General features: G+C 64.2%; 22 protein-coding genes and 2 riboswitches. Of the genes, 11 read left to right on the plus strand and 11 right to left on the minus strand.

Annotated elements, in window-relative coordinates; genetic code table 11:
* Positions 1–90 precede the first annotated feature (90 nt).
* The 7 genes from ACVWZA_RS18305 to ACVWZA_RS18335 are packed head-to-tail and all read right to left on the minus strand — an operon-like array spanning position 91 to position 7215.
* Positions 91–1086, minus strand: a complete 996-nt coding sequence (locus ACVWZA_RS18305; protein ID WP_457312799.1) for a type II secretion system F family protein — start codon at positions 1084–1086, stop codon at positions 91–93.
* 17 nt (positions 1087–1103) lie between these two features.
* Positions 1104–2078 carry a type II secretion system F family protein gene (locus ACVWZA_RS18310; protein ID WP_457312800.1) on the minus strand — a complete coding sequence of 325 codons (975 nt, stop codon included), beginning with the start codon at positions 2076–2078 and terminating at the stop codon, positions 1104–1106.
* A gap of 58 nt (positions 2079–2136) precedes the next feature.
* Positions 2137–3417, minus strand: coding sequence for a pilus assembly protein CpaE (locus tag ACVWZA_RS18315; protein WP_457312801.1), 1281 nt, complete (start codon positions 3415–3417; stop codon positions 2137–2139).
* A 3-nt stretch (positions 3418–3420) separates the two neighbouring features.
* Complete coding sequence (locus tag ACVWZA_RS18320) at positions 3421–4083, minus strand: CpaD family pilus assembly protein (RefSeq protein WP_457312802.1); 663 nt, start codon at positions 4081–4083, stop codon at positions 3421–3423.
* A gap of 38 nt (positions 4084–4121) precedes the next feature.
* The gene (locus ACVWZA_RS18325; protein ID WP_457312803.1) at positions 4122–5657 is read right to left on the minus strand and encodes a type II and III secretion system protein family protein; all 1536 of its coding nucleotides are present in this window, start codon (positions 5655–5657) and stop codon (positions 4122–4124) included.
* A gap of 1 nt (position 5658) precedes the next feature.
* Positions 5659–6690 carry a Flp pilus assembly protein CpaB gene (gene cpaB, locus ACVWZA_RS18330; RefSeq protein WP_457312804.1) on the minus strand — a complete coding sequence of 344 codons (1032 nt, stop codon included), beginning with the start codon at positions 6688–6690 and terminating at the stop codon, positions 5659–5661.
* Between the two features lie 51 nt (positions 6691–6741).
* Complete coding sequence (locus ACVWZA_RS18335) at positions 6742–7215, minus strand: A24 family peptidase (RefSeq protein ID WP_457312805.1); 474 nt, start codon at positions 7213–7215, stop codon at positions 6742–6744.
* 48 nt (positions 7216–7263) lie between these two features.
* Here ACVWZA_RS18335 and ACVWZA_RS18340 point away from each other — a divergent pair, with 48 nt between their 5' ends.
* From ACVWZA_RS18340 to ACVWZA_RS18350, 3 genes are read left to right on the plus strand one after another with little or no spacing between them, the layout of a single operon-like run.
* On the plus strand, positions 7264–8208 hold the full coding sequence (locus tag ACVWZA_RS18340) for an alpha/beta fold hydrolase (protein WP_457312806.1): 945 nt from the start codon (positions 7264–7266) through the stop codon (positions 8206–8208).
* Positions 8209–8236: 28 nt separating this feature from the next.
* The gene (locus ACVWZA_RS18345) at positions 8237–9331 is read left to right on the plus strand and encodes an NAD(P)/FAD-dependent oxidoreductase (protein WP_457312807.1); all 1095 of its coding nucleotides are present in this window, start codon (positions 8237–8239) and stop codon (positions 9329–9331) included.
* A 48-nt stretch (positions 9332–9379) separates the two neighbouring features.
* Positions 9380–9556: a YegP family protein gene (locus tag ACVWZA_RS18350; protein WP_457312808.1), complete on the plus strand. Its 177-nt coding sequence runs from the start codon at positions 9380–9382 to the stop codon at positions 9554–9556.
* 3 nt (positions 9557–9559) lie between these two features.
* Here ACVWZA_RS18350 and rnhA read toward each other — a convergent pair whose 3' ends face one another.
* From rnhA to ispH, 3 genes are read right to left on the minus strand one after another with little or no spacing between them, the layout of a single operon-like run.
* On the minus strand, positions 9560–10021 hold the full coding sequence (gene rnhA, locus ACVWZA_RS18355) for a ribonuclease HI (RefSeq protein ID WP_457312809.1): 462 nt from the start codon (positions 10019–10021) through the stop codon (positions 9560–9562).
* Positions 10018–10974 (minus strand): homoserine kinase, encoded by a 957-nt coding sequence (gene thrB, locus ACVWZA_RS18360; RefSeq protein ID WP_457312810.1) that lies wholly within the window; start codon positions 10972–10974, stop codon positions 10018–10020. Before thrB ends, rnhA begins: the two co-directional genes overlap by 4 nt.
* A 4-nt stretch (positions 10975–10978) precedes the next feature.
* Complete coding sequence (gene ispH, locus ACVWZA_RS18365) at positions 10979–11935, minus strand: 4-hydroxy-3-methylbut-2-enyl diphosphate reductase (protein ID WP_457312811.1); 957 nt, start codon at positions 11933–11935, stop codon at positions 10979–10981.
* Positions 11936–12047: 112 nt separating this feature from the next.
* Between ispH and ACVWZA_RS18370 the strand changes: the two genes are divergently transcribed.
* On the plus strand, positions 12048–12701 hold the full coding sequence (locus ACVWZA_RS18370; RefSeq protein ID WP_457312812.1) for a hypothetical protein: 654 nt from the start codon (positions 12048–12050) through the stop codon (positions 12699–12701).
* 22 nt (positions 12702–12723) lie between these two features.
* Here ACVWZA_RS18370 and ACVWZA_RS18375 read toward each other — a convergent pair whose 3' ends face one another.
* Positions 12724–13656 carry a LysR substrate-binding domain-containing protein gene (locus tag ACVWZA_RS18375; RefSeq protein ID WP_457312883.1) on the minus strand — a complete coding sequence of 311 codons (933 nt, stop codon included), beginning with the start codon at positions 13654–13656 and terminating at the stop codon, positions 12724–12726.
* Between the two features lie 127 nt (positions 13657–13783).
* Between ACVWZA_RS18375 and ACVWZA_RS18380 the strand changes: the two genes are divergently transcribed.
* The 7 genes from ACVWZA_RS18380 (at position 13784) to gcvPB (ending at position 22304) form a co-directional block, all read left to right on the plus strand.
* Positions 13784–16051, plus strand: a complete 2268-nt coding sequence (locus ACVWZA_RS18380; protein WP_457312813.1) for a TonB-dependent receptor plug domain-containing protein — start codon at positions 13784–13786, stop codon at positions 16049–16051.
* An 11-nt stretch (positions 16052–16062) separates the two neighbouring features.
* Positions 16063–16995, plus strand: a complete 933-nt coding sequence (locus ACVWZA_RS18385; RefSeq protein ID WP_457312814.1) for a S1/P1 nuclease — start codon at positions 16063–16065, stop codon at positions 16993–16995.
* A gap of 92 nt (positions 16996–17087) precedes the next feature.
* Positions 17088–17176: riboswitch (glycine riboswitch) on the plus strand.
* A riboswitch (glycine riboswitch) is annotated at positions 17177–17290 on the plus strand.
* 55 nt (positions 17291–17345) lie between these two features.
* On the plus strand, positions 17346–18491 hold the full coding sequence (gene gcvT, locus ACVWZA_RS18390; RefSeq protein WP_457312815.1) for a glycine cleavage system aminomethyltransferase GcvT: 1146 nt from the start codon (positions 17346–17348) through the stop codon (positions 18489–18491).
* A 1-nt stretch (position 18492) separates the two neighbouring features.
* Entirely contained in the window at positions 18493–18864 is a 372-nt protein-coding gene (gcvH, locus tag ACVWZA_RS18395; protein ID WP_457312816.1) for a glycine cleavage system protein GcvH, read from the plus strand.
* A 14-nt stretch (positions 18865–18878) separates the two neighbouring features.
* A complete protein-coding gene (locus ACVWZA_RS18400) occupies positions 18879–19352 on the plus strand; it encodes a hypothetical protein (protein WP_457312817.1) in 474 nt (157 codons plus the stop codon).
* Positions 19353–19365: 13 nt separating this feature from the next.
* On the plus strand, positions 19366–20724 hold the full coding sequence (gcvPA, locus tag ACVWZA_RS18405; RefSeq protein WP_457312818.1) for an aminomethyl-transferring glycine dehydrogenase subunit GcvPA: 1359 nt from the start codon (positions 19366–19368) through the stop codon (positions 20722–20724).
* Complete coding sequence (gcvPB, locus tag ACVWZA_RS18410) at positions 20721–22304, plus strand: aminomethyl-transferring glycine dehydrogenase subunit GcvPB (protein ID WP_457312820.1); 1584 nt, start codon at positions 20721–20723, stop codon at positions 22302–22304. Before gcvPA ends, gcvPB begins: the two co-directional genes overlap by 4 nt.
* Positions 22305–22365: the final 61 nt, after the last annotated feature.

Genomic DNA, 22365 nt, shown 5'->3' on the forward strand with positions numbered 1-22365 from the left:
CAATCGTGATACCAGTGCGCATGTCGCAACGTCGCATGCCGCAGCCGCCATGGGAATCCTAAAACGGACTCCTTCGTTCCGATCAATCCACTAGATGCCGCCCTTGAACGCATCCGAGATGGAGCAGGCGGCGGGCCCCAGGATGACGACGAACAGGGTTGGCAGGATGAACAGGATCAACGGCACAGTCATGATCGCGGGCAGGCGCGCGGCCTTTTCCTCGGCGCGCATCATACGTTCGTTGCGGAACTCGGCCGACAGCACGCGCAGTGCGGACGCCAGCGGCGTGCCGTACTTCTCGGTCTGTACCATGGTCGTCACCACGCCTTTGACGGCATCGAGCTTGACCCGCATGGCCAGGTTCTCGAACGCTTGGCGGCGTTCGTTGAGGAAGCCGAGTTCGATCGCGGTGAGCGTGAATTCGTCGCCCAGCTCGGGATAGGCGCGGCCCAGTTCGCGCGCCACGCGGTGGAACGCGGCATCGACGGTGAGTCCCGCTTCGGCACAGATCACCAGCAGATCGAGCGCATCCGGCAGGCCCTTGCGGATCGCATTGGAACGCTTGGTGATCTTGTTCTTCAGGAATATATCCGGCGCCTTGTAGCTCAGGATAAACGCACCCGCGACGATGCCGTAGCGCTTTATCGCGCTGTAATCCGAAAACATCTCCGTGCCATAAACGACGTAGAGCATCAGCCCGCCGAACACGATCGGCAGGACGAGACGGCCGAAAATGACCGCGACGGCATATTCTTTCGACCGGATACCGGCCTGCATCAGCTTGATCTGGGCGGCCTTGACCTGGCTTTCCTGCAGCACCTGCAGTGATGACAGGATCGATTTGATGCGGTCGGTGGTGTGGTTCTTGGTGACCAGCTTGGCGCGGCGCTTGGTCGATGCGGTGATGCCCGCCTTCAACTGTTCGCGGCGTTCGTTCAGCGCCTTGACGCGCTTGATCATCGGGTCGCGCACCGTGGTCGCGGCATAGATTGCGAGAAGCACGGCGAATGCGGCAACGCCGGCGAGCATTGTCGCCACCATCATCACATTGACCCCAAGGATCGTCGGTCCAGCCGTGTCGCCCATGATGCTCTTATGCTTCCCTAGATCTCGAAATTGATCATCTTGGCCATGATGAAGGCGCCCATCGCCATCCACAGCATACCACCGCCGCCGGCGACCATCAGCCGCTGGTCAGTGAAGAACGTCTGCATATAGCTGCCGTTGATCATCCAGATCATGCCGAACACGATGAACGGCAGCGATCCGATGATATAGGCCGACGCCTTGGATTCTGACGACATCGCCTTGATCTTGAGCTTCATCTGCCCGCGCATGCGCAGCACATTGGCGAGGTTGGCGAGGGTTTCGGCAAGGTTGCCGCCGGTCTCGCGCTGGATCGCGATGGTGATGACGAAGAACTGGAATTCGGGTGTGCCAAGGCGATCCGCCGTGTCCTGAAGGGCGGCATCCATGGTGCGGCCGATCTTCATCTTGTCCGATACGGTGCGGAATTCCTCGCCGACCGGCCCGTCGATCTCATGACCCACGACGCCGATCGTCTCGGTGATCGGCAGGCCGGAGCGCAAACCACGCACCAGCAGCTCGATCGCGTCGGGGAATTTGGACGTGAATTTGGCGATGCGTCGTTTGATGAAGAAACCAACGGCCATGTGAGGAATGCCCGCGCCAAGCACCACGCCGAGCAGCAGCGCGAGCGCGAAGGGCAGGCCCTGGAATGCCAGCAATGCGGTGACCACGACGAAGATGCCGACGGTGGCCATGCCATATCGGCCAACGGTCCACGATTTTCCGGTCATAGCCAGGCGTTTTTTCAGGACGGCGGGGCGCGGCAGGAAGCGCATCGCATAACCGTCCATCTTGGTACCGCGGCTGGCGGTGATGCGGCGCATCTGTGCCTCGACCGCGGCATTGGCCGAGGCATTATGACGAGCGCGGACGGTCGACAACCGGCGTGCCTGTGCACGCTCCGCCGAGGGGCCGGCAAAGGCGAAGGCGATAAGCAGCAGGACGACGAATGCGCCCCCGCCCAGCATGATCAATGGCGTCAGTTCCATTGTGGTATCAAGCGCTCCGCTTGGTTACGATCCGGTCAATCGACCGGTTCGAACCGGTTTATTTTTTGCGTTTCGGCATCATCGATTTGAAGTCGCCGAATTTGCCCATCAGCGACGTGCCCTTGGCGGCCGGCTTCTTCGCCGGCGACGCCTCGGCGGCCGCGTCGCCCGCACCCATCAGCTTCATCGCGAGTTCCACGATCGGCATGACAGTCTTGGAGCCCTTGCCGGCCTCCGCCATCGGCTTGCCGAGCTTGGCCGACTGCGCCGCGACCTTCTGGTCGAACGCGATCATGAAATCGATCTTGCGCTCGATCGAGCCCTCGAAATCCTTACGGCTGATCTCAAGCTGCGCGTTGGCATGGACGCGGTTGGCAACCACGAACACCTGGGTGTGCGGCGCGTTCGACTTCAGCCAGGACAGAATGCGAATCGAATCGCGCGCCGCGGCAAGCGTCAGCTCAGTCACCACGACCGCGATCTGGACGTCGGTGATCAGGTGCGGATGCAACACCAGCATGCCACGGGGCAGGTCGACCACGGTGCATTCGAACGCCGAACGCATTTCCTCCTGCAGCTGGTAGAAGGCGGCACCGTCGGTCAGCACTGGCGAACTGATCGGCGCTTCGGCCGACAGCACGGACAGCGTGTCGCTTGATTTTACCATCGCGCGTTCGATGAACAGGCCATCGATCCGGCTCGGGTTTTCGATCGCGTCGGTCAGGCCTCGGCCTGGTTCGAGGTCGAGGGTCAGCGCTCCGGTACCGAAATGCACGTCGAGATCGAGCAAGGCGGTGTTACGCTTACCCTTCTCGCTCAACACCCAGGCGACCGAGGTCGCGATGGTCGAAGCGCCGACACCGCCGCGCGCGCCGATCACCGCGGTCGAGCAATGCGGCCGTTCGACCGATGCATCGACGGCCTTGGGCGCGTTGAGCAGTGCCTGGGCATGAGTGAAGGCCTCCCGCAGCATATCCGGGCTGAGCGGCTTGAGCAGGTAATCCTGGATACCGCTGACCACCAGGTCGCGGTACAGGCGCACGTCATTGACCTGACCGGCGGCGATCACGACCGTGCCGGGCTCGCACACTTCGGCAAGCGCGTTGATGTCGTTAAGCGGATCGCCCGATTCGGACAGATCGACGAACAGGATCTGCGGACTGGCCGAGACCGACAGCGACTGGACCGCATTGCGCAGGCCGCCCTTGTTCACCTTTTCCGGCGCCCAGCCCATTTCGGCGACGACCGGGCGGATCGATTCCGCCGTCGTCTCGTCGCAGACATAGGCAACAAAGGGTTCGCGGTGCCCGACGCGACCGGGATTGAAGGGTGCGTTCATGGCTTAATTGCTCCCGGGCTTGCCGGCATTGCCGGCAGTGGTACCGCCGGCGCCGCTTGGTGTCGCCTTGCGGAACGCGTTGATCGCCTTGGTTGCCGTTGCCGGATCGGTGACATCGGCGCCGGGTTGACCGCGTACCAGGTCGCCTGGATTGGCGGTCATCGCGGCAAGGTTCGAATTGACGCCGCAGCCCTGGTTGGACGATGTGTTGCTTTCGAATTCGGGCTGGCTGACACGGCTGAAGTCCGGGCATCCGGGGACGATCGCCTTCATTCGGCTGACCACCACACGGACCATGCCGGGTTGCACCGGCGCACCGGTGATCGGCGCCTCGTCGGACAGGAGCAGGCCATAGCGGGCGATTTGCGACTGGACGTCGTCGCGGATGCCGTTGGCATAGGGATTGGCACCATTGGGGTTAGGGTCGTCGATCGCGACGCGGTCGCCATAACCGAGCCGCAACGACTGCATCCATCCACCGAGACGTTGTGCTTCGCCCGGGGCCAGGGTGTTGCCGCTGGTGTTCAGATCGAACACGAAATCGGTGCGGCTGACGACCGGCTGATGCACCGATTCCAGTCCGCGATTCTTCGTGCCGGTACTGCACGCCCCCAATAGTAGAGCAGGGGCCAGCGTCGTGGCGATCAGGATGCTACGCTTCAACATGGTTCTTTCCCTTATGGGCCCGTCACTGTGTCGCAGGGTCAATTGATGCTGAAACCGGGAGCGGCGACCGCGCCCTTTTTGGGTTTTGCGGGTGGCGGCGCCTTTTCCTCGCGACGTTCTTCGGCCTTGGGGGCCGGTAGGACGGGCGCGGACGCTCCGAACGCCGGAACCGCTGTCGCGGGTGGTGCCATGCTCGGCTTGGGTCGGTCGCCGCCGGTGACGCCACCGCCAAGCTCGCCCAGGAAGACTCGGCCAAGATCGGTCGGCGCCTTATAGCCGTCGGTCGGCAGCACGATGTCGTTCGCGTTGACCGGCTTGACCAGATAAGGAGTGATGACGATCACCAGTTCGGTCTCGTTGCGTTTGAAGCCATTCGAACGAAACAGCGCACCGAGTACCGGCACGTCGCCAAGCCCAGGGGTCTTTTCGATCGTATTCTGATGGTCGTTCTCCAACAGGCCGGCGATCATGAAACTCTGACCCGAACCAAGTTCGACCGTCGTCTCGGCGCGCCTTGTGGTGAAGGCGGGGATCGTCGTGCCGGATATCTGCACGGCTCCCTGCGCCGACAGCTGCGACACTTCGGGCCTGACGCGCAGCGAGATGCGGCCATCGGACAGCACCGTCGGCGTATAGGAAAGGCTGATGCCATATTGCTTGAATTCGACCGACACCGCACCAAGGCCCTGACTGACCGGAATGGGAATTTCACCACCCGCCAGGAAAGTGCCGGTTTCGCCCGACAGCGCGGTCAGATTAGGATTTGCGAGCGTCGAAACCTGACCAATCGTTTCACCAAGGTCGAGTGCGGCCAAGAAGTCGGTGCCGAGCGCGCGACCGAACAAGCCCAGCGTCGAACGCTCCACACCCTCCTGCAGCGTGAATGTCTTCCGGCCGGTAGTGGGGTTAATCTCGATCGTCCCCGGGTTTCCAGCGCCACCCAGAAAGCCCGTTCCCGAGCATGACGGCACGCAATTATTGGTGCGCAGGCGCACGCCGATATTCTTGACGAAGCTGCGGCTGACCTCGGCGAACTTGACCTGCAGGTTGACCTGCAGCGGCGTCGCGGTCCTGAGGCGGCTGAGCACCTTGGTTGTATCACCGACATAAGCCTGGACCAGCCGCTCGGCTTCCGCGCCATCTGCCGGCGCGGCAACGATTCCGGTCAGCAGAATCAGGCCGTTCATCGGTGTCGCCACGATATGCGCTTCGGGCATTGCGAGATTCAGCATCTGCTGGATCGAGTCGAAATTATTGCCGACGCGCACCGTGGCGGAATAGACCACCGCGCCCGCCTTGTTGGTGGCGGAGATCGTCGTTTCGCCCTGTGCCTTGCCGAACACATAGATCTGCGTGGCGGAGCGGATCTGTACGTCGGCGATCGAGTCGCTGGCGACGAACACATCGCTCATCGGCCGGGCAAGCGTGATCAGGCGACCGCGGCCAGTGTTGACCTGCAGCACGGGTGAGGCGGAGGCCGACTGGGCCGGAGCGGGTGCCGGGGCGCCGCCAATGGCTGCCGCGACAAGTGCGGCGGCCAGCGGCCAGCCGATCGGTGTGAGCGCGATACGCATGTTACTTCTTCCCCCCGACCGGAACTTCGGTCACCGCATTGCCGCGTGCGACGCGCACCATCGGACCCACCGCCACCGCGGCACCCGGATAACTTCCCCCCGTTGGCGCAGCAGAGACACCCTGCATCATGCTGACTTCAGAGGCCTTGCCCGGCACGGTGCGACGCTGAAAGCGCGACACGTCCGCACCGACGGCGTAGGTCGTGTTGCCGGTTGTCGGCTGGCTCGCGAGCTTCAGCATCATCGCCTTCTCGGCCTTGGGATCGTCGGTTTCGGGCACCTTGATGTCCCCGCTGGCGATCGCCTGTTCGAGTTCGGAATTGTTGTCGGCGATCGAGCGCAGCGACAGCGACAGTGCGCCAAGCGTCTGCGCGACCGCGATCTGCTCGGCGATCTTCGGCGTCGCCTCGATCGTTACGTTGGAAAAGGTCTTGACCTGTGTCTTGCCGTCTTCACCAGTCGTGTTGTCGGTACGCTGATCGGTGGCGAGCACGCGCAGGTTGCGCATGATCGTCTCGGACGCCTTGAGGGGCGGGCCATCGCCGCCGCCGGGAACGGTCTGAGTCAGGATCAGGTCGATGCGGTCGCCCGGGAACACGAAGCCGGCGACGCCGGTCTGGACCGAGATCGGAATTGTCACGGCGCGCATGCCGGGGCCGAGTGCTGCTGCCAGGAAACCGCGATCGCCGGGCTTGACCAGCGCACCCTGGGTGATCGGCTGCCCCGCGGTGATCGCGTTGCGCACGACAGTGCCTTGCAGCGCCTTCAGGTCGGTCTGGGCCTTGATGTAATAGGCGTTCTCGACCAGTTCCTTGGGCCAGGGCTGAAACTTCAGCGCGGTGGCATCGAGGATCGTCCCGACCGGCAAGGCGCGAGTCGCGACGAGCACTTCGGGACCATCGATCGGTGCGGCGACCGTGGTTGCACCGGCTTGAGGCGCGGGGCTGCCCATAATCAGGCTGCGCGCCATGAACGCGGTGATTGCCGCGACAACCAGCGCACCTAACAGCAGGACGATCTTACGGGTATCCATAACGCTTCGGACCTTTTCGAGCGCGGATCAGGTTGATCCGGCGTTAAGCACTCACAGAAACTGGTTAAAAATCGGTTCGCGTATCGAAATGAGCGCAGCGATCGCAATCGCCACGCCATAGGGAATCTCGATAACACCCTTGTTTTTGCGGAAATATTTCTCGATCATCATGATCAAGGTCAGCGCCCCGCCAAGCAGCGACATGACGATCAACATCTCGACCAGCGGTACAAACGGGAACCACAACGCAAGCGCTCCGATCATCTTGACGTCGCCGCCACCCATCCAGCCAAAGTTGAACGCGGCGCAGAAAAAAGCGAAGACGCCGAGCGCCAGGCCAAGCTGGATCGCCATATCCGGCCATAGCGCCAGCCCGTTCGCCCACCACCAGAGCGGCGCGAGCAGGGCGATGGCGGCGTTCTTCCAATTGGCGATCTCACGATGGCGCGCGTCTTCAATCCCCGCCAAAACGAGAACCAGCGCAAGCGCGCCGAGCATCAAAGCAATCGGATTTCCCCAACCCATCAGGGAATTCCCTAGACGGCATGGCTTTCCAAAAAGTAACGATCACCGATGGATTCACCAGAAATGTTTCGTCGTGCGATTCCAGCCGACGCCAGGATCGGCCGATGGCGTGGGCCGGATGGCTGGGATTTCCGCCGTTTCGACTGGCCGGCCGAGGGCTCGGCAAGGCGCGGCAGCATTTTGTTCGAGGGCGGACGCGGCGATATTTTCGAGAAATATCTCGAAGTTTTCGCGCACTGGCACGCACAGGGCTGGTCGATCACTTCGCTCGACTGGCGCGGACAAGCCGGATCGGGCCGCACCTCGCCCGATGCCCATGTCGGCCATATCGAGAATTTCAACACCTATGTCGCCGACTTCGCCGCTTTCTGGAGGGAATGGCAGCAGGATGCCGTTGGTCCGAAAGTGCTGATGGGGCATTCGATGGGCGGCCATCTGGTGTTGCGCGCGATGACCGAGGGTATGGCGAAACCGGATGCGGCAGTGCTGATTGCGCCGATGCTCGGCCTGCACAGCCCGCTCGGTGCCTCGCTCGGTGAGCGAATGGCCAGGATGCTGGGCGGGGCGGGCAATTCGGCGCGGGCGGCGTGGAAGGTCAATGAACGCCCCGCGACGACCGTGACGCGGCAGGCATTGTTGACGCATGATCGCGATCGTTATGACGACGAGATATTCTGGCAGGCGACCAAACCCGAATTGCTGCTCGGTCCGCCGAGTTGGCGCTGGGTGATGCAAGCGTTCGAATCGACCCGGCGCCAACGCGACGATCCCCGGCTCAAGACGATGACCGTACCGACACTGCTGATCGTCGCGGAAGCCGACAAGCTGGTGAATCCCAAGGCTGCGCTGCAGGTCGCGGCCCGGCTGCCCGATGCCCGGGTCGTGCGATTCGGCAGAGAATCGGCGCATGAGGTGCTGCGTGAGGCCGATGCCGTGCGCAATCGCGCGATCGGTGAGATCGACATCTTCCTCGCGTCGCGCGCTCAGGCCTGACCAGGTTGGTAACGGTGGGCGGATAACGGTGGAACGATACGATATCGCGATCGTCGGTGCGGGTATTGCGGGCGCGAGCCTTGCGGCCGCGGTTGCGCCGCATGCGTCGGTGGTGCTGGTCGAGGCCGAGGATCAGCCCGGTTATCATTCGACCGGGCGATCGGCGGCCTTCTGGTCCGAAACCTATGGCGGGCCCGGCGTGCAGCCGCTGACCACCGCGTCTGGACCGGCGCTGCAAGCGGGCGGTTTCCTCGCGCCGCTTGGGTCGCTCCATATCGGTCGCGCTGCCGACCATGCGGCGATCGATGCTTTTCTCGCCGAGTTCGACGGCACCGGCGTGGCACTGTCGGCGATGGATCCGGCGACGGTGATACCCGGTATCCGGGCGGATTGGACGCTCGGCGTGCTGGAGGCGAGCAGCGCCTATATCGATGTCGCCGCACTGCATGCCCATTATCTCGCCGAAACGCGACGTTCGGGCGCTGTGCTGAAGCTGTCGGCACCCTTGCGCGGCGCGGCGCGGGCGATGGATGGCTGGCGCATCGACGCGGGCGGGCAGGACATCGCCGCGACCTTGCTGGTCAATGCCGCCGGCGCCTGGGCTGATCGGGTCGCCGCCATCGCCGGGGCGGCACCGATCGGGCTGCAGCCGAATCGCCGCACCATGGTGCAATTGCGCACCGACGCCGTGATTCCCTCCGACATGCCGATGGTCGCCGACATCGCCGGGCGTTTCTATTTCAAACCCGAGGGCGAGGGGCGGCTTTGGCTCAGTCCGCATGACGAGACGCCGGTCGCGCCGGGCGATGTCGCGCCCGAGGAGATCGACGTGGCGATCGCGATCGACCGGTTCGAGCAGGTCGTCGACTGGCCGGTGGTCGCGGTCGAGCATAAATGGGCGGGACTGCGCAGCTTCGCGCCCGACCGGTTGCCGGTTTATGGCTTCGATTCCGTCCTGGCGGGCTTTTTCTGGTGCGCGGGGCAAGGGGGTTTCGGTATCCAGACCGCGCCCGCTGCCGCGGCGCTCGCAGCTGCGCTGTTGCTTGGTCGCACACCCGGTTCGGGAGCGGCCGCGATCGACCCTGCGGTGTACGCGCCCGGTCGCTTCAGACCGCTGGCGTAACCGGATTTACCGGCTTAGTCTGGCGCAGTCCAACGACGGAGGATGACCATGGCGCACAAGTTCGAGATCTATAAGGACAAGGCTGGCGAGTTCCGTGTTCGCTTCAAATACAACAGCGAAACGATGTTCTCGACCGAAGGCTATTCGAGCAAGGCATCCGCCGAGAATGCGATCGACTCGATCAAGAAAAATGGCCCCGGCGCACCGACCGAAGACAATAGCTGAAGCTTAGTATTTGCGCGCGGCGTCGGCGGCGTCGCTTGCCAGCCGGTCAGCCCGCTCATTGTCGGGGTGGCCGGCATGGCCCTTCACCCATTTCCATTCGATGCGGTGCGGCTTGGCGGCGTCGAGCAGCGCCTGCCATAGATCGGCATTCTTGACCGGCTTCTTGTCGGCGGTCTTCCAGCCGTTGCGCTGCCATCCCTTGATCCATTTGGTCAGCCCATCCATCACATAACGACTGTCGGTCGATAGCGTGACCAGGCATGGCCGCTTCAGCGCGTTCAGCCCCTCGATCGCGGCGGTCAGTTCCATCCGGTTGTTGGTGGTCAGCTTTTCGCCGCCGGACAATCCCTTTTCCTTGCCGCCGGCGCGGATCAGCGCACCCCAGCCGCCCGGGCCGGGATTGCCCTTGCACGCGCCATCGGTGGCGATCTCTACTCGCGTGAATTCAGGATCGGGTTCGGTCATTGAAAAAGGGTCTCGCCCATTTGATCATACGTGTTGAGGCGGCGCAGATAGGCCAGCGGATCCTTGCGCGTGACCAGTGCGTCGGCCGGCGTGTTGAGCCAGTCCCAGGCGCGGGTGAGCAGGAAGCGGATGCATGCGCCGCGCGCCAGAACGGGCAGCGCCGCGCGCTCGGCGTCACTCAGCGGGAAGCGCGAGACATAACCCTCGACCAATGCCGCGCCGACCGCGCGATCGACGGTGTCGCCGCTCGCGTCGAACGACCAGGCGCTGTGCGTCACCGCCAGATCCCACGCGCGGATGTCGGTGCAGGCGAAATAGAAATCGATCAGGCCGCCGACCCGGTCGCCGAGCATCAGGACATTGTCGGGGAACAGATCGGCATGGATCACCCCGCGTGGCAAGTTATATGGCCATGCCGCCAGCACTGTCGCCAGCGCGCCGCTGACGCGGTCGAACAGACCCGGCTGGATCGCGTCGAGATCGCGCCCGCATCGCGCCAGCAACGCCGACCAGCCTTCCGGGCCGAGGCTATTGGGGCGCTCGCCGGTGAAATCGGTCAGCGACTCGTGCATATGGCCCATCGCGGCGCCGGTCGCGAAGGCTTGCGCGATCGTCGGATGCGAGACCGATACGCCGGGCAGGAATTCGATCAGACAGGCGGAGCGGCCTTCGAGTTGCTGGATCGCCACGCCGGCACGGTCGGGCAGCGCGCGCGGGACCGGATTGCCGCGTTCGGCGAGATGATCCAGCATCGCGAAGAAAAAGGGCAAGTCGCCCAGATCCACCCGCTTTTCATAAAGCGTCAGGATGAAGCGGCCTTTGGTCGTGTCGACCATGTAATTGCTGTTCTCGACGCCCTCCGCGATGCCCTTGGCCGAAACCAGTTCGCCATGGTCGTAGCGCGCAAGGAAGGCGGCCAGCGCTTCGGCCGACACATGAGTATAAACGGCCAAGGGTTCAGGCCGCGGCTTCGAGGCCGCGGGGCAGCTTGAACGACACCGTTTCCCGGTTGGTCTCGACTTCGCGCTCGCTGACCTCGAACCGCTCGCTCAGCCGATCGACCAGTTCGCGGACCAGTATTTCCGGCGCGGAGGCGCCCGCCGTGATGCCGAGCGTCCTGACGCCGGTCAGGAAATCGAAATCGAGATCGGCGGCGCGCTGAATCAGCTGGGCCGGCGTGCCCTCGCGCACCGCGACCTCGACCAGCCGGACCGAGTTCGACGAATTTGGCGCACCGATCACCAGCATCGCGTCGCACATTGACGCGATCGATTTGACCGCGGTCTGCCGGTTCGACGTGGCGTAGCAGATATCGTCGGGGCGTGGCGCCTGGATCGCGGGAAAGCGGCGCTGCAGGGTCGCGACGACATCGGCGGTGTCGTCGACCGACAAAGTGGTTTGAGTAAGGAAGGCGATGTTGGTCGGGTCGGCCGGCGTGAATGCCTCCGCATCGGCGACATCCTCGATCAGGGTCATCGCGCCTTCCGGCACCTGGCCGAAGGTGCCGATCACCTCGGGATGGCCGAGATGGCCGATAAACACGATATGCCGCCCGGCCGCGACGAGGCGTTCGGCCTGACGATGGACCTTTGACACCAGCGGGCAAGTCGCGTCGAGATAGGTCAGGCCGCGATCCTGCGCCGCCGCCGGGACCGATTTGGGTACGCCGTGCGCGGAAAAGACCACCGGCACGCCTTCGGGCACGCTGTCGAGTTCCTCGACGAACACCGCGCCCTTGGCCTTCAATGAATCGACGACGTATTTGTTATGGACGATCTCGTGTCGGACATAGACCGGCGCGCCATGCTTCTCGATCGCCAGTTCGACGATTCGGATCGCGCGATCGACGCCGGCGCAAAATCCGCGCGGGGCCGCGATCAGTAATTGGAGGGCGGGCTTTTCCGGGATGCTCATGTCCCGCGGCTCTACGCGATTGCTTGCGCCTGCGAAAGCCGGTTCCTATGGTGATTGAAGTTTCGGGGCCGGTGTGCAAGCGCCATGGCCCCTTCCTTGTGATAAGGTGCGTATGCCCGTGACAGCCCCGAAAATCGTCCTTCCCGTCATCGCGATGCTGCTTGTCGGCGGCTGCGCCAGCAAGGGCGAGATCGACCTGAACGGCGGCGTCGGCATTACCGCGATCCGTTCGGCCTGCCCGACGGTCGGCGTTCCCGCCGCGACCGGCGACATCACAATGTTCGATCCGCCGGCGAGCCGCGATGCGTCGGCAATCGACGTGACCGCGTCGATGACCAATGTGCGATCGACCTGCGCCGATGCGACCAATGACATCGTCACCAACGTGACCTTCGACATCCGCGCCAGCCGCGTCCGCGCGGATGCCGCACGCGACGTCGCCTTGCCCTATTTCATCACCGTGGTGCGCGGTGGCAGCGCGGTCGTCGCCAAGCGGATCGGGCGCGTCAACGTGCATTTCGATGCTGGTCAGACCCGCGCCTCGGCCAGCGGCCAGGCGAGCACGATCATCGCGCGCAGCGCCGCGACGCTTCCCGACGACGTGAAGCAGAAACTGACGCAGAAGCGCAAGGCCGGCGACAGCGATGCCGCGGTCGATCCGTTGACCTCCCCAGAAATTCGCCAGGCGGTGCAGCGTGCGACGTTCGAGGCGCTGGTCGGCTTCCAGCTGACCGACGATCAGTTGAAATATAACGCCACGCGCTAAAGGCGCGCGCGGCGCCGATCGCTCAGGAACATGTCTCCGCTTCGTACCAGTGGTCGTATCGCCTGAGTGAAGCACGCGCTTCGGTCCTGAGCCAGTCCAGCAGGGCCTGAACGCCGATCCGCGACCGTACGTCATTGCTGGCATAGTGCAGGCAATAGGAATGGTCGGTGGGCCGCCGCATATGGGTGAAGGCGACCAGTCGTCGATCGGCCAGAAAGCGCTCTGCGACCATCGGGGTTGCAAGAGCGACGCCGAGGCCGGACGCCGCCGCTTCGTTCTTGAGTTGATTGGTATCGTATCGCGCCGCGACCGCTGGTGCCGGGCCGCGATAGCCGGCCTTGCGCAGCCAATGTCGCCAGAGCCCGGCGTTCGTCCGAACTTCGATCAAGGGCTGGTCCGCAAGATCGGCGAGCGTACGGGGCGGCGAAGCGCCGTCGAACAGCCGTGGCGCAGTAACAGGAACCGCGTCCAGATCCGCGATGACATCGACCAAGGCTGCTTTGTCAGGGGTTGGGCCACCCCATAACGCCACGTCCACAAGGTGCGAACGCAAGCGTTCCGGGTCTCGCGATACGGTCAGTTCGAGCTTGATACGGGTTTCCGACAAGAGCTTCGGAAGCCGCGGCATCAGCCATTCCGCCGCCATCGAATGCGAGGTGGCCATGCGGATCGCGCGATCGCCATCGAGCTGGCGTAGCGAATTCGTCGCCTGCAGGATTGCCTCGATCGCGGGACCGACATCCGCCAGATACCGTTCCCCATCCGTACTGAGGAAGGTCGCCGCACCGGAGCGCTGGAACAATTGTCGGCCGGCGAAGCGCTCGAGCAGCTGGATACGCCGCGAAAATGCCGAGGGACTGAGCGCGAGCGATGCGGCGGCTGCGCGGAAGCTGCGCGACCGGGCCGCGGCAAGGAAGGCTTCGACGGCTTCCAATGGGGGCATCTGGCGCAGCATGAAGATCACATAACATCGCCGCGTGACGGTTCCATTGCGTCCCACGCAACGCAGTGTGCGGCTTTACGCGATACCGGTGCCGGTCGCCCCGCGCTTATGGACCGCCCGTAAATTCGGGGGATCGATCATGCGTTCAACACTCGCCACTCTTCTGCTCACCGTGTCGATGGCGACACCGGCCTTTGCCCAGGAAACGGAAGGTGCCGACATTCTCGTCGTCGGCAGTCGCGCACCCGGCCGGCTGGTCGAGGAATCGCCGTCGCCGATCGATGTGTTCGACGGCGACGATCTTCAGGCGCGGGGCCTGACCGACCTCAATCGCACGCTCCAATATCTGGCGCCGTCGTTCAACTATCCGCGGACCGCGACCGGCCCGTCGGGTGCCAATACCCGCGCCGCGACACTGCGTGGGCTGGCGCCCGATCAGGTGCTGGTGCTGGTAAACGGCAAACGATGGCATTTGTCGTCGGTGCTCAATTTCAACAATGTCGTCGGGCGCGGATCGGTGCCGGTCGATCTTGGCGCGATTCCGGTATCGGCAATCGAGCGGGTCGAGATCCTGCGCGATGGAGCCGCCGCGCAATATGGTTCGGACGCGATTGCCGGCGTGATCAACATCACGCTGCGCTCGTCAGCCAAGGGCGGTTTCGCCAGCGTTCAATCGGGTATCACCGGGCGGGGTGATGGCCGGACCCTGGTCGCCGCGCTGAACCATGGCTTTGCGATCGGAGTGGGCGGGTCGCTAAACCTTACCGCCGAACTGCGTGACCGCAGTGCGACCAACCGCGCGGGTGTGGACAGTCGTTTTGGTCGCATCACCAGCGAACAGGGCGACCCCAGGTCGATCGACCTGAACCTGGCCGGCAGCTTCCGCCTGCCGATCGGCGCGGTCGAACTCTATGCGCAGGGCATCTACGACCATCGCCGTTCGACCAGCCCGGCACAATATCGCGCGCCGACGGTCGCTCCTTCCTTTTATCCGCAAGGGTTTGTACCGCATGTTCGCGTGGATCTTGACGATGCGGGCGGTTCGGTCGGCGTTTCGGGCGATCTGGGCGCGTGGCGCTTCGATCTCAGCGATACGGTTGGCCTCAGCGACGCCACGTTCGGAGTGTTCGACACGGTCAACACCTCGCTTGGCACGGCAAGCCCGCGCAGCTTTGCCGGTGGTGGCGCGCGCTATTTTCAGAACGTGGCGAACCTGGACATCAGCCGGAAGATCAACTTCGCCGCCGGTCTGAATCTGGCAGCGGGCGCTGAGCATCGCTACGAGACGTTCAAGCTGCGCCGCGGCGAGCCGGGGTCTTATACCGGCGCGGGTGCCCAGGGATTTCCCGGTTACAATCCGCCCATTCCGGTCGATGAAAGCCGCCACGCCTGGAGCTTTTACGCCGATCTCGACCTGAGTCCGATCAAGGGCATGAATCTGGGCGCTGCGGTGCGCCACGAACGCTATAGCGATTTCGGCGATGCGACGACCGGTAAGCTGAGCTTTTTCTACAAGCCGGTCGACATGATCGCGATCCGGGCGACTGCGTCCACCGGGTTTCGTGCGCCATCGTTGCAGCAGCAATATTTCAGTACCGTCACCAGCCAGTCGAGTGGTGGCGTCCTGGTCAATATCGGCACGTTCGCGGTCTCCGATCCCGTTGCGGTTGCGCTCGGCGCAACGCCATTGCGCGAGGAACGATCGCGTAATTTGAGCGGCGGGCTGGTGCTCACGCCCTTCAAGGGTTTTGTCCTGTCCGCCGATGTCTTCCGCATCGCGATCGACGACCGCATCGCGCTCAGCGAGACGTTGAGCGGTGCGGCGGTCACCGCCATCCTGAATGCCGCGGGGATCACCAACGCGTCGCAGGCACGCTTTTTCACCAACGCGCTCGATACCACCACCGAAGGCTTCGAGATAACCGCCGACTGGACCCGACGCTTCGGCGGCATCCGTGCCAACCTGACCGCCAGCTATACCCATGTCGAAACCAGTGTGGATCGGCTGGCGCTCAATCGGGTGATTCCTTCGCTGCCGCTCCTGGGTGGGCCGGCTCTGCAACTGCTCACCGTTGCCCAGCCCGACGAGAAACTGACCCTTGCCGCGCGAATCGACGCCGGCGATTTCGGCCTGACTGCCGATGTGGTGCGGTTCGGCGCGTTCACCACCACTTCGGTGCTGACGCCGCAGACCTATGGCGCGGTGACATCGATCGACATCACCGCTGAGTTCAAGGTCGCCGATCGCCTCCGGTTCGGCATCGGCATCCTGAACCTGACCGATGCCTATCCCGACAAGACCAAGGAGCGGGCGCTGACCCAGGGCGGGGGGCTGTTATATCCTGAAGCCGGCGCGATCGGCACCAACGGCCGCGAATTCTTCGCCCGCGCAACCCTGAACTTCTGAGAGGGGCCGTGATGAGACCAATATTCGCATCGCTGATGGTTATCGCGATCATTGCGCAGTCCGCTCCTGCCAATGCCTGGTCGCGGCCGGGGCATATGGTTGCCGCGGCCATCGCCTATGACGAACTGATGCGCGACGACCCGGCGGTCGTTGCGGGGATGCTGCGGCTGCTTGCCGCTCACCCCGATCCCGGTCCGTTTCAGGTGGCGATCGATCGGGCCGAAGGGGCGGAGCGTGATCGTCGCCTGTTCCTGGAAATGGCGCGCTGGCCCGACGATGTGCGCGGCGGCCCCAACGATCATCCAACCTGGCACTACCGGCTGCGCGCTATGACGGCATCGAAAGCGGGTATCGGCTCCACCGCATCGCGAGGGTCAGGCATGGAAGCGTTGGCGCTCAACCTTTCGGTCGCGCGCGATGCACACGCCCCCGCCGCCGATCGCGCGATTGCGTTATGCTGGATCCTGCACATCGTGGCCGATTTCCATCAGCCGCTGCACAGCGCCGAGCGTGTCGCCCCGAACTGGCCGAACGGTGATGAAGGCGGGGCCAAGGTGTTTGTTCGTGATCAGCTTACCGGTCAGCCGGTTTCGCTTCACTGGTATTGGGATGATTCGGTCAGCCGTGATGGCTCCGCCTCGGCGGCGTTCGCCCGGGCGCGCGATCTGGAGGCACGCTTTCCGCGCGGTCGGTTTGCCACCGCATTGTCGCGGCCCGTTACGGCGAGCGATGCGAGCGAAACCTGGCTCGCGGAAAGCTATGACCTCTCCACTGCCCTGGCCTATCGCGCCGATGCGCCGCGGGCCAGCTCGGCGGCGACCGCCGTATCGGCAGCGCCGGACTACGCCCAGGCGGTAACGGAAGCGGCGGAGCAACGCGTCACGCTGGCGGGCTATCGCCTCGCGGATATCTTGAGTGACGTGTTCGCCACGCGCCCTCGTTAGGCCGGTATCGTTTGCACAAGAAGCGTCGAAGACTCGTTGACTCGGTTACTGCACCGCGTCACACGGAATTCGTCGATGTCGGGCAACCGGCATGGGCACGCGCGGGAGAGAGCCTTTCCATAGGCCGCCGAAGGAGCAACCGCCCCGGAATCTCTCAGGCAAACGGGACCGCGCGGGCCGAATCGACACTCTGGAAAGCGGCCGGGCGGCATTCGTCCGGCCCACCGAAGGGGTAAGCCGTGCCGCCGTCAGGCGGGATGGTCAAAGCTCTCAGGTTCCGTGACAGAGGGGGTGGCGAACGGCAGCGCTGTGGCGCGCGTCCGTGCGTCGCACCTTCGACGGAGACCGGCATGAGCGACCAGAACGACAGCCCGGGCCAGGACGGCCCTGAAATCGAAATCCAGACCCTGCCGCTTGACGCGTGGCACCGCGCGCGCGGCGGCCGGATGGTCGAGTTCGCCGGTTATCATATGCCCGTCCAGTATGAAGGCATCATGGCCGAGCACCTGTGGGTGCGCGAAAGTGCCGGGCTGTTCGACGTATCCCATATGGGGCAGCTGCAGCTGATCGGTGATGATGTCGCCAAGGCGCTCGAGGCGCTGGTGCCGGGTGACATCTCCGCGCTTGCGCCGGGGCGGATGCGCTATTCGCTGCTGCTTGCGGACAATGGCGGTATTCTCGACGACCTGATGGTCACCAATGCCGGGGATCACCTCTATCTCGTCGTCAATGGCGCGGTGAAGCAGGACGATATCGCTCACCTGCTCGATCATCTGCCCGACGATATCACGATCAACTATAACGAGGACGCGGCGTTGCTCGCGCTGCAAGGCCCCAAGGCGGTCGATGTGCTGGCGCGGCTGGTGCCGGGGGTCGAGGCGCTCGTTTTCATGCAGGCCGCGCCGTTCGAATGGGACGGTATGCCGCTCGGGATCAGCCGCTCGGGTTATACCGGCGAGGATGGGTTCGAGATTTCGCTGCCCGGCGACTCCGCGGTCGCGTTCGCCGACGCGCTGTGCGCGCACGCCGAGGTCAAGCCGATCGGCCTTGGCGCGCGCGATTCGCTGCGGCTCGAGGCTGGCCTGCCGCTTTACGGCCATGACCTCGATCCCGAGACGACGCCGACCGCCGCCGATCTGGGCTTTGCGATCTCCAAGCGTCGCCGCGAAGAAGGTGGTTTCCCCGGTGCCGAGCGCATCCTGATGGAGCGCGAGCAAGGGGCGATCCAGAAGCGCGTCGGTTTGATGATCGAGGGGCGCCAGCCGGTGCGCGAAGGCGCGGCGGTGGTCGATCCCGAGGGATCCGAAGTCGGTCGCGTCACCAGCGGCGGTTTCGCACCAAGTGTCGGGGCACCGATCGCGATGGCGTACGTTCCGCTGTCGATGGCGGTGCCCGGCACTGTTATTCAGTTAGCGCAGCGCGGCAAGGTCCATCAAGCGACCGTCACCGCGATGCCGTTTATTCCCCACCGCTACGTCCGAGCAGGAGGCAAGTGAGATGAGCCGTTACTTTACCGAAGACCATGAATGGATCGACGTCGATGGTGATGTGGGCACCGTCGGGATCAGCGACTATGCGCAGGGCCAGCTCGGCGACATCGTGTTCGTCGATGTGCCCGAAGAGGGCAAGGAACTGACCAAGGGCGATGAGGCCGCGGTGGTCGAATCGGTCAAGGCGGCGTCGGATATCTACTCGCCGGCCAGCGGCACCGTGATCGAGGGCAATGACGACCTCGCCGACACGCCCGGCCTGGTCAACGAGGATCCCGAAGGTGACGGCTGGTTCTACAAGATCACGCTGTCGGACCCGAGCGAGCTCGAGAGCTTGATGGACGAGACGGCTTACGCGGCGTTTGTCGCGAAGCTTTGATCCGGGCGCTCGCCTTGGGTGCCGCTACCGCATCGCTGTGGCTCTCTTCGTGCAGTGATTCGACGGCTTTGTCCGGGGCCGCTCAAATCCTTGCGCAATGCGATTCCTTCAAGGGCAAAGCAGTCCGGGCATCGGGATATCTCGGCAAATGCGCGGGATACGACTGCCAATTGTTCGCCGACAAGAAGGCGTGGCGTGACTTTACCGCTGCGTGGCAACACATGCATGCGATACAGACAAAGCGTGAGACCGGGCGAGAAGAGCGAGAAGTGTGGTCGGCGGTAAACGCGATGTGGCCTGTCGGCATAGGCGGGAACGAGGCATTCGACCGGAAAGCCGCGCCGCTTCAGCACAGCTACGTCATCATCACCGGACGTATGGCCAAGGACAGTTGCACTGGCCTCGGCGGCACGGACCGCTCGCCCGGGATCAGTCCCACCGACATTCGCGCCTGGACCTTGTCCGAAGGCGCCCCTGCTAACACTTAATGAGAAGGTGCCGATGCGCTACCTGCCCCTGACCGACACCGACCGCGCGGCGATGCTTTCCGTCATCGGCGCCGCCTCGATCGATGAGCTGTTCGTCGATGTCCCCGGCGTCGCCCAGCTCGACGGCCCGATTCGCGGCCTGCCGCTTCATGCCAGCGAACTTTCGGTCGAGCGCCATATGACCGCGCTTGCGCGCAAGAATGTCGCCGCCGGTGACGGACCGTTCTTCCTTGGTTGCGGCGCGTACAAGCATCATGTGCCGGCCTCGGTCGATCATTTGATCCAGCGCGGCGAGTTCCTCACCGCCTATACGCCGTACCAGCCGGAGATCGCGCAGGGCACGCTGCAGATGCTGTTCGAGTTCCAGACTCAGGTCGCGCGGCTACTCGGCACCGATGTCGCCAATGCGTCTATGTACGACGGATCGACGGCGTGCTGGGAAGCGATCAGCATGGCGCGGCGCATCACCAAGCGCGGCAAGGCGCTGCTCTCCTCCGGCTTGCATCCGCATTACGTCGCGGTTGCGAAGACGATGGCGAAGTTCACCGGCGATGTGCTCGACACCTCGGCGCCGACCCTGACCGCGGAGACCGATATCGACCGGCTGATCGCGTCGATCGACGGCGATACCTCATGCGTCGTGGTGCAGTATCCCGACATTCTCGGTCGCATCGCCGACCTGTCGGCGCTGGCCGATGCCTGCCATGCGAAGAAGGCGCTGCTGATCGCGGTGGTGACCGAGCCGGTCGCGCTCGGCGCGATCAAGTCGCCGGGCGAGATGGATGCCGACATCGTCGTCGGCGAAGGCCAGTCAATCGGCGTCGGGCTGCAGTTCGGCGGTCCCTATGTCGGGCTGTTCGGCTGCAAGGAAAAATACGTCCGGCAAATGCCGGGACGGCTGTGTGGCGAGACGCTCGATGCCGATGGCCGGCGCGGTTTCGTGCTGACCCTGTCGACGCGCGAGCAACATATTCGCCGCGAAAAGGCGACGTCGAACATCTGCACCAACTCCGGCCTGTGCGCGTTGGCCTTCTCGATCCACATGACCCTGCTCGGTGAAGCGGGGCTGCGCGCGCTGGCAGAGACCAACCATGCCGGCGCATCGGCGGCGGCGGACCGCCTGGCGCAAGTGCAGGGGGTCGAGCTGGTCACACCCGCCTTCTTCAATGAATTCACCATCAGGCTGCCGCAGGAAGCGCGGCCGGTCGTCCGGACCCTGGCAGAGCGCGGTATCCTGGCCGGAGTGTCGCTTGGACGGCTCTATCCCGACGAGGCGGGGCTGGCCAATGGGCTGATCGTTGCGGTGACCGAGACGACGACGGTCGAGGATGTCGAGGCGCTGGCGACCGCGCTGCAGGAGGTGCTGGCATGACGATCAACGCAAGCGGCTGGCGCCCGACCACGCCCGAACCGGGTAATTCGACCGCACCGACCTTTACCGGCAACACCTTTACCGGGAATAGGGCCCTTATGCTTGAAGAGGTGCTGATCTTCGAGATTGGCTCGACCGAAACCACGGGCGTGGACGTCGCCGCGCCGGTCGAGGCGCCGTCGCGGCTCGGCAGTCTTGGCCGCGCAAGGCCAATCGGCTTACCCGGCCTGTCGGAACCGGAGGCGGTACGCCATTACACCCGCCTGTCGCGCCAGAACTACGCGATCGACCTCGGCCTGTTCCCGCTCGGATCGTGCACGATGAAGCACAATCCGCGCCTCAACGAGAAGATGGCGCGGCTGCCCGGGTTCGCCGACGTCCATCCGCTCGCGCCGGTCGATACGGTGCAAGGCGCGCTCGAGGTGATCCACCAGCTTGCGCACTGGCTGGTCACGCTGACCGGCATGCATTCGGTCGCGATGAGCCCCAAGGCGGGCGCGCATGGCGAATTGTGCGGCATCCTCGCGATCCGCGCCGCGCTCGAAGCGCGCGGTGAAGGGCATCGCAAGACCATATTGGTGCCGGAAAGCGCGCATGGCACCAACCCGGCGACCGCCGCCTTTGCCGGCTATGCGGTCGAGGATATCCCCGCGACCGCCGAAGGCCGGGTCGACCTGGCCGCGCTGACCGCGCGGCTCGGGCCGGATGTCGCGGGCGTGATGATCACCAACCCGAATACCTGCGGCCTGTTCGAGCGCGACATGCGCGCGATCTCCGACGCAGTGCATGCGGCCGGCGGGCTGGTCTATTGCGATGGCGCGAACTTCAACGCGATCGTCGGGCGCGTCCGTCCGGGCGACCTCGGCATCGATGCGATGCACATCAATTTGCACAAGACCTTCTCCACCCCGCATGGCGGCGGCGGGCCGGGCTCGGGGCCGGTGGTGTTCTCCGAAGCGCTCAGTCCTTATGCGCCGCTGCCTTTCGTCGAACAGACTGCGGAGGGCTTCCGTCTGGTCGAGGAGGAAAACGCCGATGAACATCATGTCCATAGCTTCGGCCGGATGGTCGCGTTCCAGGGTCAGATGGGCATGTTCACCCGTGCGCTGACTTATATCCTCAGCCACGGTGCCGATGGCCTGCGCCAGGTCGCCGAGGATGCGGTGCTCAACGCCAATTACATCCTGCGTTCGCTCGACTCGACATTGGATGCGCCGTTCGGGGCGTCGGGGCCGTGCATGCATGAGGCCTTGTTCTCGGATTCGAACCTGGCCGAAGGCTTCTCGACCATCGACATCGCCAAGGGCCTGATCGATGAGGGTTATCATCCGATGACGATGTACTTCCCGCTCGTCGTGCACGGCGCGATGCTGGTCGAACCGACCGAGACCGAGAGCAAGGCGGCGCTCGATCAGTTCATCGGTGCGCTGCGCTCGGTCGCGGAACGCGCCAAGGCTGGCGATGTCGCACTGAAATCGGCACCGCACTTCGCACCGCGCAGCCGGCTCGACGAGACGCTGGCGGCGCGCAAGCCGGTGCTGGTGTGGAAGGACCCCGAACTGGCGCAAGCGGCGGAGTAGGATTGCCGTTGCGGTCCGGCCCGCGTTGCGCGAAGGGCGGTTAAAGGGTCAGGCGCGAGGG

The organism is Sphingomonas sp. UYAg733 (assembly GCF_054057355.1).